Origin of the sequence: Bacillus cereus group sp. MYBKT14-1 (genome assembly GCF_051915185.1) — a bacterium.
GTDB lineage: Bacteria > Bacillota > Bacilli > Bacillales > Bacillaceae_G > Bacillus_A > Bacillus_A cereus.
In genome coordinates, this window is the sequence record NZ_JBQAEF010000034.1 from 1 (window position 1) to 15723 (window position 15723).

Here is a 15723-nt window from a genome sequence, read left to right on the forward strand (position 1 = left end):
CGCAGGTTCAAATCCTGTCCCCGCAACCAAATGGTCCCGTGGTGTAGTGGTTAACATGCCTGCCTGTCACGCAGGAGATCGCCGGTTCGACCCCGGTCGGGACCGCCATTTCATATAAAGAAAAGAACGAAACAAGTTGTTTCGTATTTTTTTATTTGTTTTAACAAAAAACTAATAAAGACAGTCAAACTATCCTTAGGACAACTCCTAAGGACTTTTTTATATATTCAAAACCTGTATAATAAAGAGCAGAGAACATTGTGAGTAAAGTAGGTGAAGTCTGTGAGTAAATATGAAGTAACAACAAAATCTTCTGAGGAAACACAAAGGTTATCAGAAAAACTAGGTGAGCTCGTAGAGGCACAAGACGTAATTATTTTAGAAGGAGATCTTGGAGCTGGTAAGACGACTTTTACAAAGGGACTAGCAAAAGGTCTTGGAGTGAAAAGAGTTGTAAATAGTCCTACCTTTAATATCATCAAAGAATATAAAGGAAGATTACCGCTATATCATATGGACGTGTATCGCTTAGCAGAAAGTGAAGAGGACTTAGGCTTTGATGAATATTTCTACGGTGAAGGAATTACGGTAGTAGAATGGGCTCATTTAATAGAAGCATATTTACCGAATGAAAAGTTACAAATTAGTTTATTCCATGCTGGAGATGACACAAGAAAAATTATACTCGAGCCAATTGGAGATCGCTATATTAGATTATGTGAGGAGCTATTACAAGATGAAAGTACTAGCAATTGATACTTCAAATTACGTAATGGGTGTATCCCTTATTGAGGAAGAAAACGTAATTGGGGAAATCATTACAAATTTAACAAAAAACCATTCTGTACGTCTTATGCCAGCTGTAGAGAAACTGTTAAAAGAGTGTGGCGTAAGACCGAAGGAATTAACTAAAATCGTTGTAGCTGCTGGACCTGGATCCTATACAGGTGTTCGTATAGGCGTGACAGCGGCGAAAACATTAGCTTGGTCACTTCAAATACCAATTGTAGGTGTATCAAGTTTAGAGGTAGTAGCTGCAAACGGTGCTAACTTTAACGGGTTAATTTGTCCTTTATTTGATGGAAGACGTGGGCAAATTTATACTGGGTTATATACATATGAAGGAGAGCAGTTAACTTCAATAGAAGAAGACCGAATTATTCTTATTGTAGACTGGTTGCAAATGTTAAAAGATAAAGGACAGCCTGTTTTATTTATCGGTAACGATGTTAAATTGCATAAAGAAACAATTATAGAACATTTAGGTGATCAAGCTGTATTCGCTCCATTTACTAAAAATAACCCAAGACCAAGTGAGCTAGCATTCTTAGGATTACAAAAAGAAGAACAAGATGTGCATAAGTTTGTTCCAAGCTATCTTCGTTTAGCTGAAGCTGAAACAAAGTGGTTAGAAAGTCAAAACAAGTAGGAGCTTGCAGAAGATGGATATGATATTTAGAAAGATGGAGCTTGATGATATTGCTCAAATTGTAGCTATTGAAGAAGCGTCTTTTTCAACTCCTTGGACTGCAGATGCCTTTCACCGTGAATTAACGATGAATGAACATGCACATTATATTGTGTTAGAAAAAGATGGTCGTGTAGTCGGGTATTGTGGATTGTGGATAATTATTGATGAATCACATATAACAAATATAGCTATTTTGCCAGAATACCGAGGTCAAAAGTTAGGAGATGCCCTATTGAAAGCAGTTATTTCTGAAGCGAAAGAACTAGGGGTAAAAACAATGACACTTGAAGTACGTGTATCAAATGAAGTAGCAAAGCAGTTATACAGAAAATACGGATTTCAAAATGGTGGGATTCGTAAACGATACTATGCAGACAATCAGGAAGATGGTCTCGTAATGTGGGTGAATATATAATGGAAAAAAATACGATTATACTTGGTATTGAAACAAGTTGTGATGAAACAGCAGTAGCAGTTGTTAAAAATGGAACGGAAATTATTGCGAATGTCGTTGCATCACAAATTGAAAGTCATAAACGTTTTGGCGGCGTTGTACCAGAGATTGCATCCCGTCATCATGTAGAAGAAATTACAGTTGTGTTAGAAGAAGCTTTAAAGGAAGCAAACATCACATTTGATGATATTGATGCAATTGCTGTAACAGAAGGTCCTGGTTTAGTAGGAGCACTTCTAATTGGAGTAAATGCAGCGAAGGCAGTAGCGTTTGCACATGATATTCCGTTAGTCGGTGTTCATCATATTGCTGGTCATATTTATGCGAACCGTTTAGTAAAAGAAGTTCAATTCCCGTTATTATCACTTGTTGTATCTGGTGGGCATACAGAACTTGTTTATATGAAAGAACATGGTTCATTCGAAGTAATTGGTGAAACACGAGACGATGCAGCTGGAGAAGCATATGATAAAGTAGCTCGTACGTTATCTATGCCATATCCAGGTGGTCCTCATATTGATCGCCTTGCACATGAAGGAGAACCGACAATTGATTTGCCTCGTGCATGGCTAGAACCGGATTCGTATGATTTTAGCTTTAGTGGATTGAAATCAGCAGTTATCAACACTGTGCATAACGCAAAACAGCGCGGTATAGAAATTGCACCAGAAGATTTAGCGGCAAGTTTCCAAGAAAGTGTAATAGATGTACTTGTAACGAAAGCAGCTCGTGCAGCAGAAGCTTATAATGTAAAGCAATTACTTCTTGCTGGTGGAGTAGCTGCTAATAAAGGACTTCGTGCGCGATTAGAAGAGGAATTTGCACAAAAAGAAAACATTGAATTAATTATTCCGCCACTATCTTTATGCACAGATAATGCAGCGATGATTGCAGCGGCAGGGACAATTGCTTATGAACAAGGTAAGCGTGCAACATTAGCCTTAAATGCAAATCCAGGATTAGATATTGAAGCATAGTTATACACATAATTAACCACAGGTTGTGGATAAAACCCATATTATCTGTTGATAATGTGGGTTTTATTGTGTATATAAAATGTTGATAACTTTTTTATTGACTGTGGATAATGTGGAAAAGTTATTTTGATGTTTATTTTATAAAGGTGGATATGTGTATAAATTTGTGGATAAATAGGTTGATGTCAGACCTTTGAATTTGTTCTTTTTCGGGAAATAAAAAGCAAGAAGATATCCCCGAAAAACATTTTGAAACATCTCCCCATTATAGAAGATGCTAATATTGTCAATTTTTGTCGTTAAAACGATATTTCGTGTCGAATTGTTAATATATATAGGGTTACAATAGCTATATTTAAAAAATCGTTAGTATATTCTAAGTTACGATAGATATATTCAAAAAATTGTTTAAGTACTAAAAAAAGATGTCACATAGTCAAAAATCCTGACTTATGAGACATCTTCCTTATTTAAATATGCTTATACATGCAGCTCTTCCCATTCTGCCATACAAGTTTCAAGTTGTTCTTGTAGCGTTTGCTTTTTAGTTGTAATTTCACTAGCTTTTTCATAATCTGCATATATTTCTGGTAAGCAAAGTTGATCTTCTAACGTAGCAATTTCTTCTTCTAATTCCACTATACTTTGTTCTAGCTCTTCAATTTTTCTAGTGCGTTGACGCTCTAGTTTTTTACGCTCTTTTTCTTCTAAATAATTTAATTTCTCTTGTGCAACCACCTTTTGAACAGGAACGTCACTTTCTTGCTGTTCAAGTTCTGCACGTTCAATCATTTCATTTTTCTTTTCAACGTAGTAATCGTAATCCCCTAAATATTCCTGTGCACCTTCTGTTGATAACTCAACCACAGTCGTTGTTACACGGTTAATAAAGTAGCGGTCATGTGAGACGAATAGAAGAGTACCTGGGTAATCAATTAAAGCATTCTCCAAAATCTCTTTACTATTTAAATCAAGGTGGTTCGTAGGCTCATCTAGAATTAACAAATTTGACTTTTGCATCATAAGTTTTGCAAGAGCTAATCGAGCTTTTTGTCCACCACTAAGGGAAGATACTGGTTTCAGTACATCATCTCCTGTGAATAAAAAATTCCCAAGTATAGTACGGATTTCTTTTTCCGGTTGCAGTGGATATTCATCCCATAGTTCATTTAAAACCCGTTTAGAAGATGTTAAGTTTGCTTGTTCTTGATCATAATAACCAACAGATACATTTGATCCGAAAGAAACATCACCATTTAATAGTGGTAACTTATTCACAATGGATTTTAACAATGTGGATTTCCCAATTCCGTTTGGACCAACTAAAGCAACACTATCTCCGCGAGTTAAGCGCATAGTTACATGTTCAATTATAGGGTTTTCATCATAGCCGATGGTTGCATCATTTACTTGTAAAACATCATTTCCACTTTGTTTTTCAATATCGAAGTGGAATGATGCTGACTTAGAATCCCCTAATGGTCTCGTTAATAATTCCATTCTGTCTAGTTGTTTACGGCGACTTTGAGCACGTTTCGTTGTAGAAGCGCGAGCTATATTCTTTTGAACGAAGTCCTCAAGTTTTGCGATTTCATCTTGTTGTTTTTCGTAACGTTTCATTTCTTGCTCATATAATGCTGATTTTAAGTCTAAATATTTACTGTAGTTACCAACAAATCGTCTGCTTTCTTTATTCGAAATTTCATATACTTGTGTAACGAGTTTGTCTAAGAAATAACGGTCATGTGAGACGATTAATATTGCGCCAGGATAACCTTGCAAATATTGCTCAAGCCATGTTAATGTTTCGATGTCTAAATGGTTTGTAGGCTCGTCCAAAATAAGTAAGTCTGGTTTTGTTAATAATAATTTCCCGAGAGCTAATCTTGTTTTTTGCCCGCCGCTTAAGGTAGAGATCGTCGTCTGGTGCGTTTCAACTGGGAAGCCAAGGCCGCTTAAAATGGAGCGAATATCCGCTTCATATTGATATCCACCTTGATCTTTATAATTGAGTTGTAGTTGGTCATAATCAGCTAACAATCTTTCATATGTAGCTTCGTTTGAAAAGTTTTCTTCTTTTCCCATTTCTTGCTCAAGCCTTCGGAGTTTTGTCTCCATTTGCTGTAAATGGGTAAAGACGGTTAGCATTTCATCCCAAATTGTTAAAGACGTTTCTAGTCCAGTATTTTGAGCTAAATATCCGATTGAGACATCTTTCGGTTTTATAATTTCGCCACCATCATGAGATAATTCACCAGCGATAATTTTTAATAATGTAGATTTACCTGCTCCATTCCTTCCAACTAATGCGATACGATCTTTTGTTTGTACTTCCAATTTTATGTTTGCAAGAATTGTTTCTGCACCGTATAATTTCGAAAGCGCGTTTACTTGTAATAAAATCAATGTTTTCACCTCAAATAATTTCTTAACTTTGCCATGTTTATATTTCTCAATCATACTAAAAATAGTGTATAGTTTAAAATAAAGAGAGAATACTTCTTCTCTTTATTATACAAGGAATTTAATGAGTGCTAAACTTCTGTATTTGATTAAAGTATATGAATAAAGATAGGAAGAGAGGAGAGGTCATATGGATCAGCAAAAGATTCCACAAGCCACTGCTAAAAGATTGCCTCTATACTATCGATTTATCCAAAACTTATCTCTTTCTGGTAAGCAGCGTGTTTCATCGGCCGAATTGAGTGAGGCAGTAAAAGTAGATTCCGCAACAATACGAAGAGATTTTTCGTATTTTGGAGCGTTAGGGAAAAAGGGATATGGATATAACGTAAATTATTTATTATCATTTTTCCGCGAAACACTTGATCAAGATGATATAACACGTGTAGCACTTATTGGAGTAGGTAATTTAGGGACCGCTTTCTTACATTATAATTTCACGAAAAACAATAATACAAAAATTGAAATGGCATTTGATGTTAGTGAAGAGAAAGTTGGAACAGAAATCGGGGGCATTCCTGTATATCATTTAGATGAATTAGAAGAGAGATTATCAAATGATATACAAGTGGCAATATTAACAGTACCGGCTACAGTAGCGCAAGCTGTAGCAGATAGATTAGCTGAAACAAGCGTGCACGGTATTTTGAATTTCACACCAGCGCGATTAAACGTATCAGAGAATATTAGAATTCATCATATTGACTTAGCTGTAGAGTTACAAACATTAGTTTACTTTTTGAAAAACTATCCACAATAAAACGCAGAGGAAGCGACCTCTGCGTTTTATTATTGTTTCTTCTTTGTGAATTTAACTAATATAAGGCGAAGTGCCAAATTAAAATCAATTGTTGCCATAACTGCAAATAGTATTGTCCACATATTCCAGATTGTATCTGTCACGTTCGTAATGGCGAAGCGTGTAAAGATACATCCAAGAAGGAAGTATAGTGCAGCCATGAACAATGGTGAGTTTCTCATACAAAAAATCCTCCGATAAAGCCTTGCATTTTTTCAGCTTCTTTAATCATTTCTTGAATTTGTTCATTGCTCATAAAAATTTGCCCAATAGCGACTAATGTATTCATCGCAACATGAGCTGCAATCGGAACGATAATACGTTTCGTCTTCACATATAAGAAGGCGAATACGAGCCCCATAGCAGTGTATACCAATAAGTGAGTAAAATCAAAATGAATTGCTGCGAATACAAGCGAACTAATGATAGCTGCGATAAAGAAGTTAAACTTCTTATAAAGCGTGCCGAATAGAATTTTTCTAAATACGATTTCTTCTAAGATAGGTCCAATTATAGATACAACAATAAGGAACCAAGGTATCGTTCTTGCGATGTCCATCAGTCTGTCTGTATTCTCAGATCCACGTGGAACCCCAAATACATACATTTCAATCATACCTGCAATGGATTGTGAGATGATTGCTAAGAAGAACCCGATAAAAATCCATCCAATAGTAGCTGGAACAGAAGAGCGCATTGGATCTAAATGCCTGTCACGAATATCTGTTCTAAGTAACCAAAGCACGATACATAATGCAATAAAGAAGCTAATGATTGCCCAGTGTCCCGTTATGATTTGTCCTTTTTCTTCAATGGTAAATCCTCTATTATCATAGAGTCCTGTTTTTAGGAGAAGTGGTAATCCAACAACGCCAGATAACTGCATTAAAATGTATGTAACGATAATCCACCAGTATTGTTTCTTCAAATGGTTTAACCATCCTTTCTAACTCTAGTGTATGAGATGAGGTAGGATAACATGTAAATATGTTATCTACGATATAAACTTTCATCCGAATTATGATTTTTTTTAAATACATATTTGAAATTGAAGTAAGAGACAGGAAAAAGTTGTGCGTTTAGCGAAAACAACTTAGGGTGTCTTTCATATTGTAACATACGAGTAGGGGAAACAACGATTCATATAGTAAAGGCAGTATTCTATATAGAAAGTTTATATAGTAATTTGCGAAAAAATTATGATTTTTTTACTTGCAAAAGAAATTGAGATTATTTATTATTATAAGTGTGTTAGCACTCGGATGACTTGAGTGCTAATAAATAAAATTTACATAACAAAATGAGGAGGTTATTGTTCATGCTAAAGCCATTAGGTGATCGCGTTGTAATTGAGCTTGTTCAAGCAGAAGAAAAAACAGCAAGTGGTATCGTATTACCAGATACCGCAAAAGAAAAACCACAAGAGGGTAAAGTTGTTGCAGTAGGTACTGGTCGAGTGCTTGAAAATGGTGAGCGTGTTGCTTTAGAGGTAGCAGCAGGTGATCTTATCATCTTCTCAAAATATGCAGGTACTGAAGTGAAATATGAAGGTACAGACTACTTGATTTTACGTGAAAGTGACATTTTAGCAGTTATCGGTTAATTATATAAATCTTAAAAAATCCAAGGGGGTCAATTATTATGGCAAAAGATATTAAATTTAGTGAAGAAGCACGTCGTTCGATGCTTCGCGGTGTCGACACTCTTGCAAACGCAGTAAAAGTAACACTTGGACCAAAAGGTCGTAACGTTGTACTTGAGAAAAAATTTGGTTCACCACTTATTACAAATGATGGTGTAACAATCGCAAAAGAAATCGAATTAGAAGATGCATTCGAAAACATGGGTGCGAAATTAGTAGCAGAAGTTGCTAGCAAAACAAATGACGTAGCTGGTGACGGAACAACAACTGCAACTGTATTAGCGCAAGCTATGATTCGTGAAGGTCTTAAAAACGTAACAGCTGGTGCTAACCCAATGGGTCTTCGTAAAGGTATCGAAAAAGCTGTTACTGCTGCAATTGAAGAATTAAAAACGATTTCTAAACCAATCGAAGGCAAATCTTCTATCGCACAAGTAGCTGCTATTTCTGCAGCTGACGAAGAAGTAGGTCAATTAATCGCTGAAGCAATGGAGCGCGTTGGTAACGACGGCGTTATTACTTTAGAAGAGTCTAAAGGATTCACAACAGAATTAGACGTAGTAGAAGGTATGCAATTTGATCGTGGATATGCATCTCCTTACATGATTACTGATTCTGACAAAATGGAAGCAGTTCTTGATAACCCATACATCTTAATCACTGACAAAAAGATTTCTAACATTCAAGAAATCTTACCAGTATTAGAGCAAGTGGTACAACAAGGTAAACCACTTCTTATCATTGCTGAAGATGTAGAAGGCGAAGCATTAGCTACATTAGTAGTGAACAAACTTCGTGGTACATTCAATGTAGTAGCTGTTAAAGCTCCTGGATTTGGTGACCGTCGTAAAGCAATGCTAGAAGATATCGCAATCTTAACTGGTGGCGAAGTAATCACTGAAGAATTAGGCCGTGACTTAAAATCTGCTACAGTTGAATCTTTAGGACGCGCTGGTAAAGTTGTTGTTACAAAAGAAAACACAACTGTAGTTGAAGGTGTAGGAAGCACAGAACAAATCGAAGCTCGCATCGGTCAAATCCGTGCGCAATTAGAAGAAACAACTTCTGAATTCGATCGTGAAAAATTACAAGAGCGTCTTGCTAAACTAGCAGGTGGCGTAGCAGTAATTAAAGTAGGTGCAGCAACTGAAACTGAGTTAAAAGAGCGCAAACTTCGCATTGAAGATGCACTTAACTCAACTCGTGCAGCAGTAGAAGAAGGTATCGTTGCAGGTGGTGGTACTTCACTTATGAACGTATACACAAAAGTAGCTTCTATCGTAGCTGAAGGTGACGAAGCAACAGGTATCAACATCGTACTTCGCGCACTAGAAGAGCCAGTTCGTCAAATCGCAATCAACGCTGGTCTAGAAGGATCTGTAGTTGTAGAGCGTCTAAAAGGCGAAAAAGTAGGCGTTGGTTTCAACGCAGCTACTGGCGAATGGGTTAACATGCTTGAGTCTGGTATCGTAGATCCAGCTAAAGTAACTCGTTCTGCACTTCAAAACGCAGCATCTGTTGCAGCTATGTTCTTAACAACTGAAGCTGTAGTAGCTGACAAGCCAGAACCAAATGCACCAGCAATGCCTGACATGGGCGGCATGGGCATGGGCGGTATGGGCGGAATGATGTAATTCCGTTTGCCCTAAAAAACATCCATTTCTATATAGAAATGGATGTTTTTTTATGTTTTTTAGAAAAGGAAATGAATTTCTGTAGAATTTTGTCGCTTTCTCTCTTGACCATATTGATACTTCATTGTTAGAATCTAGGAAGATAATATAAAACGATCCTTCATATATCCTCAATGATATGGTTTGAGAGTCTCTACCGGGTTACCGTAAACAACCTGACTATGAAGGCAGTGTGTCTTATATTTATAAAGAGCGGAGACTATCTTTCTTTATAAAGCCAGACCCCTGCCTTTTCTTTGTTATGAGACTAGAGGCGGAGGACTGGCTTTTTTTATTATATTGGTAATGCTTTTCGCCAAATTGGTGAAAATATTTATATACGAGAACTAACGTTGGGGTGATTATTTTGAAGAAACAACACGATACAATTATCGTTTTAGATTTTGGAAGTCAATACAATCAGTTAATAGCACGTCGAATTCGTGAGTTCGGTGTATACAGTGAACTTCATCCACATACAATTACTGCAGAAGAAATTAAAGCAATGAATCCAAAAGGGATTATTTTCTCTGGTGGACCAAATAGTGTATACGGTGAAGGTGCATTACATTGTGATGAAAAAATCTTTGAACTAGGTTTACCAATCTTCGGTATTTGTTACGGTATGCAGCTTATGACGCAACACTTCGGTGGTAAAGTAGAGCGTGCAAATCACCGTGAGTACGGAAAAGCTGTTCTTAAAGTAGAGAACGAATCAAAATTATATGCGAACCTTCCAGAAGAGCAAGTTGTATGGATGAGCCATGGCGACTTAGTAACTGGTTTACCTGAAGGATTCGTAGTAGATGCAACAAGTGAGTCTTGCCCAATTGCTGGTATGAGCAATGAAGCGAAAAACTTATACGGTGTACAATTCCACCCAGAAGTACGTCACTCTGAGCACGGTAACGATTTAATTAAAAACTTCGTATTCGGCGTATGTGGTTGTTCTGAAGGATGGAACATGGAGAACTTTATTGAAGTAGAATTAGAAAAGATTCGTGAAACTGTTGGAGACAAAAAAGTACTATGCGCACTTAGCGGTGGTGTAGACTCTTCTGTTGTAGCAGTATTAATTCATAAAGCAATTGGTGATCAATTAACATGTATTTTCGTTGACCACGGTTTACTTCGTAAAGGTGAAGCAGAAGGCGTTATGAAAACATTTAGCGAAGGCTTCCATATGAACGTTATTAAAGTGGATGCAAGAGACCGCTTCATGGACAAGTTAAAAGGTGTAGAAGATCCAGAACAAAAACGTAAAATCATCGGTAACGAATTCATTTACGTATTTGATGATGAAGCGTCAAAATTACAAGGTATGGACTTCTTAGCGCAAGGTACACTTTACACAGATATCGTTGAGAGTGGTACAGCAACTGCGCAAACAATTAAATCTCACCATAACGTTGGTGGACTTCCAGAAGACATGCAGTTCAAATTAATTGAGCCTTTAAACACGTTATTTAAAGACGAAGTACGTGTATTAGGATCTGAATTAGGAATTCCTGATGAAATCGTATGGCGTCAACCATTCCCAGGACCGGGTCTTGGTATTCGTGTATTAGGTGAAATCACAGAAGAGAAATTAGAAATCGTTCGTGAATCTGATGCGATTTTACGTGAAGAAATTATTAAAGCGGGCTTAGACCGTGAAATCTGGCAATACTTCACTGCGCTTCCTGGTATGCGTAGCGTAGGTGTTATGGGTGACGAGCGTACTTACGATTACACAGTAGGTATCCGTGCGGTAACATCTATCGACGGTATGACAGCTGACTGGGCACGTATCCCTTGGGACGTATTAGAGAAAATCTCTGTACGTATCGTAAACGAAGTAAAACACGTTAACCGTATCGTGTATGATGTAACGAGTAAGCCACCAGCAACTATTGAGTGGGAATAGTATTTATAAAAAGGTCCATCTATTGCTTATGCATAGATGGATCTTTTTTATTTTGGTATTAATACGAACGAAAATATAAAATTTTATAAAAATGTTCGTTTTTAAATTGACAAAACTACTTCGTCGAGTTAATATGATTATGTAATTCAAACGAAAAGTGAATATTATGCCGTCGTATAATATCGGGGATATGGCCCGAAAGTTTCTACCTAGCTACCGTAAATGGCTTGACTACGAGGCGTTTTTATAAAGGTGAGGGGAATCTTATCTTTATTCATAGAACGCTTCCATGTATATATGCAATGGAAGCCTTTTTTATTTCTCGGGATAAAAGAGGGCTAGGGTGAAATACGGCGAGTAATCATATAACGGGGGAAACGTAAGATGAAACGCTATTTTCAGTTTGATGAACTCGGTACGAATTATAAGACTGAGTTCATAGCAGGGTTAACGACATTTCTATCTATGGCTTACGTACTGTTTGTCAATCCTGCTACGCTGTCGCTTGGAAATGTTAAAGGGTTACCAGCAGGTACAGGGATGGATCCAGGTGCAGTATTTGTTGCTACGGCATTAGCGGCAGCAATCGGTTCGTTAATTATGGGTATTTTCGCGAAGTATCCAATTGCTTTAGCGCCAGGTATGGGAATTAACGCGTTCTTTGCTTATACAGCAGTGTTAACGATGGGTATTCCGTGGCAAACGGCCATTGCCGGAACATTAATGTCAGGTATTATCTTTATTATTCTTACTGCTTCAGGTATTCGTGAAAAAATCATTAATGCAATTCCATCGGAGTTAAAGTTTGCAGTAGCAGCAGGTATCGGATTGTTCATTGCATTCCTTGGATTCCAAAATGCTGGAATTATCGTGAAAAATGATGCGGTTCTTGTTGGGTTGGGGGACTTAACAAAGGGCACAACGTTACTAGCAATCTTCGGGGTTGTTACGACAATCATCTTCATGATTAAGAAAGTTAATGGTGCAGTATTTTACGGTATGATTCTTACAGCGATCTTAGGAGTGGCAACAGGATTAATTGATACTCCGAAAGCTGTAGTGGGAGCAATACCGAGTCTAGAACCAACGTTCGGCGTGGCGTTAACGCACTTCGGAGATATTTTTACAGTTCAAATGGGGATTGTTATTATAACGTTCTTCTTTATCGATTTCTTTGATACAGCAGGTACGCTTGTAGCGGTTGCGAATCAAGCTGGATTAATGAAGAACAATAAATTACCACGTGCAGGAAAAGCGTTATTTGCAGATGCGATTGCAACTGTAATTGGTGCGATTCTTGGTACATCAACAACAACGTCTTACATTGAATCGTCTGCAGGGGTAGCAGCGGGAGGACGTTCTGGATTTACAGCAGTTGTAACAGCAGGATTCTTCTTACTGGCACTATTCTTCTCGCCATTACTAAGTGTTGTAACGCCAGCTGTAACGGCACCAGCTTTAATTATTGTAGGAATCTTGATGGTTTCTTCTTTAGGGGAAATTGATTGGAAGAAATTCGAGATTGCAGTGCCAGCATTCTTTACAATTATCTCTATGCCACTTACGTATAGTATCGCAACTGGGATTGCGATTGGATTTATCTTCTATCCAATTACAATGGTTGTGAGTGGTCGTCGTAAAGAGGTTCATCCGATTATGTATGTTATGGGAGTTTTATTCGTACTATATTTCATCTACGTTCGTAAATAAAAGGGGTTTTTTAAAGGTTTAGACTTAAGGGGAGTCTAGACCTTTTTGCGTCTTCAGAAAATCTTAAGGATTTCCGAGCGTTTTTCTTCAGAAGTTTTCCTATAATAGAAGTTAGGGATTAAAAAAGTGATGGGGGAGATATTGTGGCACACGAAACAATACTTGTCGTAGATGATGAAAAAGAAATTCGGAATTTAATTACAATCTATTTAAAGAATGAAGGATATAAAGTCTTACAAGCAGGAGACGGAGAAGAAGGATTACGTCTATTGGAAGAAAATGAAGTACATCTAGTCGTATTAGATATTATGATGCCGAAAGTGGATGGTATTCATATGTGTATGAAGGTAAGGGAAGCGAAAGAAATGCCTATTATTATGCTTTCTGCCAAAACGCAAGATATGGATAAGATTTTAGGATTAACAACAGGGGCAGATGATTATGTAACGAAGCCGTTTAATCCGTTAGAGCTAATTGCACGAATTAAATCTCAGTTACGCCGTTATATGAAAATGAATGGTTTCGCTATTCAAAATGAGGACGAGTTAGAAATTGGGGAGATGAAAATCAACATCTCGACCCATAAAGTTATTGTAGAGGGAGAAGAAGTGAAACTAACTCCGAGGGAATTTTCAATTTTAGAATTGCTAGCTAGAAATCCAGGTATGGTGTTTAGTGCGGAGCAAATTTATGAAAAGGTGTGGAACGAACGATCTTTCCAGTCTGATAATACTGTAATGGTGCATATTCGAAAAGTGCGTGAAAAGATTGAGGAGAATCCAAGGAAACCTAGATATATAAAAACAGTATGGGGAGTGGGGTATAAGATTGAAAAAGATATTTAATCCGTTTACTTATATAAGGAAAATAAGACAATTAATTGAGAAATTAGTAAAGAGCGTACGAAAGAGTATAAGGATTCAATTGATTACTACTTTTGCTGCTTGTGCGTTATTAGGAGTTTTGTCAGCAAAGGCAGCAGCACCGTTTTTTGAGAATGCGAATCGTCAAGCAACTATCGATTATCGGGCTGGTATGGAACAAATTAATCACCAAGCTCAAGGAGCGGCAAATAGTTCGGTTCATGAAAATAAATTAGAAGCTATATCAAATATGATCGAAATGGAGAACCAAAATTTAGAGCAAGGGTCTAGAGCTTTGAAGATATTGGTTACTGATGAAAGTGGTAAAGTTTTATATAAAACAAAGCAAGCGCAAGAAGAGCAAATCGATTTGCATAATACGATTCGTAATGCAGCATCATTCGCGATTAATTATACAGATGGTAGAAATGTATTTGAAAGTACAAGAAAAGAGTTTATATCTTTTTCACCTATTACTATTGAAGGAAAGAATTTGTACATGTTTGTTAGTGGAATTCCAGAGGGAGAGGTAATATATGATACGCAAGAAGGACCATTCCCGTTTTTAATTGGTGTACTTGTATTCATTTTCTCTTTCTTCTATATAACAAAGAGAAAGATGAAGCAGATTGAAGCAATGGCACAAGGCGTAAAGGAAATAGAAAGAGGTAACTTAGCCTACCGCATTGAGAAAAAAGGTGAAGATGAGATTGCGGATTTAACGGAGAATATTAATAATATGGCAGAAGAGCTTATGAATAATATAGAAAAGGAACGTAAATTAGAAAAGCAAAAGAATGAGCTTATCACAAATGTATCGCATGATTTGCGTACACCACTTACTTCTATTATGGGTTACTTACGATTACTTCGAGATTCTAAATATGAAAATAAAGAACAACACGATGAGTATACGAGAATTGCTTTTGCAAAGTCGGAGCAGTTAAAAAATTTAATAGAAGATTTATTTGAGTATACGAAGTTAACAAATGAACAAGTTGTATTAGAAAAACAAGAAGTATGTGTAAATGAGTTGCTTGAGCAATTAATAGAAGAGTTAGTACCGCAAGCGGAAGAGCATGGACTTACGTTTGTTAAGAAGTTTCCTGAGGAACGTGCTTATGCATCGATTGATTCGGAAAAGATGGTTCGTGTATTTGATAATTTACTAATGAATGCAATTAAGTATAGTAAAGATGATGGAGAGATAAAAGTTTCTCTTCAAAGGCAGCGTAGGGATATACAAATTGTAATTGCGAATCATAGTGAAGAGTTTACAAGAGAAGAGTTAGCGAATTTGTTTGAACGTTTCTATAAGAAGGATCAATCTCGAAGTAGAGTAACGGAAGGGTCGGGACTCGGTTTAGCGATTGCGAAAAGTATTGTTGAGTTACAAGGTGGTAGTATTCGAGCGGAATATAGGGATGGCACTATTCAATTTATCGTCTCGTTACCAATTATAGAAAAATAATAAGTGAATAGAATGATATGTGATAAAAAGGCTTATTTTAAAAGAAATAAGCCTTTTTATATTTTTTATAAAAATATATTGACGATTAGAGCTTAGAGGTGTAATATAGAACAAGTCGCCGATGACAATAACGTCGTAAGCGACAAACGAAATGAAAAACTTAGTTGACATTGAAAGATGAAAATGTTAACATAAGGAAGTCGCAAATGAGCGACCAAGTAGTTCTTTGAAAACTGAACGAAACAAACAACGTGAAACGTCAATTTTTATTTTAGATGCTAGACAAACTAACTT

Annotated in this window: 14 protein-coding genes, 1 tRNA gene and 2 riboswitches; of the genes, 12 read left to right on the forward strand and 3 right to left on the reverse strand. The window is 36.8% G+C overall.

Annotation, left to right across the window (positions count from 1 at the left end):
* Window positions 1-32 precede the first annotated feature (32 nt).
* The 5 genes from ACTFO4_RS30010 to tsaD all read left to right on the forward strand — a co-directional run bounded on the left by ACTFO4_RS30010 (window position 33) and on the right by tsaD (window position 2902).
* Window positions 33-108 (forward strand) — tRNA-Asp (locus tag ACTFO4_RS30010).
* A 174-nt stretch (window positions 109-282) separates the two neighbouring features.
* Complete coding sequence (tsaE, locus tag ACTFO4_RS30015) at window positions 283-756, forward strand: tRNA (adenosine(37)-N6)-threonylcarbamoyltransferase complex ATPase subunit type 1 TsaE (protein WP_000049642.1); 474 nt, start codon at window positions 283-285, stop codon at window positions 754-756.
* Window positions 737-1429: a tRNA (adenosine(37)-N6)-threonylcarbamoyltransferase complex dimerization subunit type 1 TsaB gene (gene tsaB, locus ACTFO4_RS30020; RefSeq protein WP_000865743.1), complete on the forward strand. Its 693-nt coding sequence runs from the start codon at window positions 737-739 to the stop codon at window positions 1427-1429. The genes tsaE and tsaB overlap by 20 nt, the downstream gene beginning before the upstream one ends.
* A gap of 13 nt (window positions 1430-1442) precedes the next feature.
* On the forward strand, window positions 1443-1886 hold the full coding sequence (rimI, locus tag ACTFO4_RS30025; RefSeq protein WP_000367190.1) for a ribosomal protein S18-alanine N-acetyltransferase: 444 nt from the start codon (window positions 1443-1445) through the stop codon (window positions 1884-1886).
* Window positions 1886-2902 carry a tRNA (adenosine(37)-N6)-threonylcarbamoyltransferase complex transferase subunit TsaD gene (tsaD, locus tag ACTFO4_RS30030; protein WP_000414585.1) on the forward strand — a complete coding sequence of 339 codons (1017 nt, stop codon included), beginning with the start codon at window positions 1886-1888 and terminating at the stop codon, window positions 2900-2902. Before rimI ends, tsaD begins: the two co-directional genes overlap by 1 nt.
* A gap of 480 nt (window positions 2903-3382) precedes the next feature.
* On the opposite strand, the gene ACTFO4_RS30035 is transcribed toward tsaD, so the two are convergent.
* Window positions 3383-5308 carry an ABC-F family ATP-binding cassette domain-containing protein gene (locus ACTFO4_RS30035; protein WP_000602146.1) on the reverse strand — a complete coding sequence of 642 codons (1926 nt, stop codon included), beginning with the start codon at window positions 5306-5308 and terminating at the stop codon, window positions 3383-3385.
* Between the two features lie 187 nt (window positions 5309-5495).
* On the opposite strand from ACTFO4_RS30035, the gene ACTFO4_RS30040 reads away from it, so the two are divergent.
* Window positions 5496-6125, forward strand: a complete 630-nt coding sequence (locus tag ACTFO4_RS30040; protein WP_000372699.1) for a redox-sensing transcriptional repressor Rex — start codon at window positions 5496-5498, stop codon at window positions 6123-6125.
* A 29-nt stretch (window positions 6126-6154) separates the two neighbouring features.
* Here ACTFO4_RS30040 and ACTFO4_RS30045 read toward each other — a convergent pair whose 3' ends face one another.
* Both ACTFO4_RS30045 and ACTFO4_RS30050 read right to left on the reverse strand, forming a co-directional pair.
* Window positions 6155-6346 (reverse strand): YdiK family protein, encoded by a 192-nt coding sequence (locus tag ACTFO4_RS30045; RefSeq protein WP_001246201.1) that lies wholly within the window; start codon window positions 6344-6346, stop codon window positions 6155-6157.
* Window positions 6343-7092: a CPBP family intramembrane glutamic endopeptidase gene (locus tag ACTFO4_RS30050; protein WP_000745323.1), complete on the reverse strand. Its 750-nt coding sequence runs from the start codon at window positions 7090-7092 to the stop codon at window positions 6343-6345. The genes ACTFO4_RS30045 and ACTFO4_RS30050 overlap by 4 nt, the downstream gene beginning before the upstream one ends.
* 390 nt (window positions 7093-7482) lie before the next feature.
* Here ACTFO4_RS30050 and groES point away from each other — a divergent pair, with 390 nt between their 5' ends.
* From groES to ampS, 6 genes are all read left to right on the forward strand, one after another.
* On the forward strand, window positions 7483-7767 hold the full coding sequence (gene groES, locus ACTFO4_RS30055; RefSeq protein ID WP_000917311.1) for a co-chaperone GroES: 285 nt from the start codon (window positions 7483-7485) through the stop codon (window positions 7765-7767).
* Window positions 7768-7805: 38 nt separating this feature from the next.
* Window positions 7806-9440, forward strand: coding sequence for a chaperonin GroEL (gene groL, locus ACTFO4_RS30060; RefSeq protein WP_001029993.1), 1635 nt, complete (start codon window positions 7806-7808; stop codon window positions 9438-9440).
* Between the two features lie 140 nt (window positions 9441-9580).
* A riboswitch (purine riboswitch) is annotated at window positions 9581-9682 on the forward strand.
* A gap of 164 nt (window positions 9683-9846) precedes the next feature.
* Window positions 9847-11385, forward strand: a complete 1539-nt coding sequence (gene guaA / locus ACTFO4_RS30065) for a glutamine-hydrolyzing GMP synthase (RefSeq protein WP_000743909.1) — start codon at window positions 9847-9849, stop codon at window positions 11383-11385.
* Between the two features lie 152 nt (window positions 11386-11537).
* A riboswitch (purine riboswitch) is annotated at window positions 11538-11639 on the forward strand.
* Window positions 11640-11769: 130 nt separating this feature from the next.
* Entirely contained in the window at window positions 11770-13095 is a 1326-nt protein-coding gene (locus tag ACTFO4_RS30070) for an NCS2 family permease (protein ID WP_000833096.1), read from the forward strand.
* Between the two features lie 143 nt (window positions 13096-13238).
* The gene (locus tag ACTFO4_RS30075) at window positions 13239-13940 is read left to right on the forward strand and encodes a response regulator transcription factor (RefSeq protein WP_000929885.1); all 702 of its coding nucleotides are present in this window, start codon (window positions 13239-13241) and stop codon (window positions 13938-13940) included.
* Window positions 13924-15429, forward strand: coding sequence for an aminopeptidase AmpS (gene ampS, locus ACTFO4_RS30080; RefSeq protein ID WP_440014648.1), 1506 nt, complete (start codon window positions 13924-13926; stop codon window positions 15427-15429). Before ACTFO4_RS30075 ends, ampS begins: the two co-directional genes overlap by 17 nt.
* Window positions 15430-15723 lie beyond the last annotated feature (294 nt).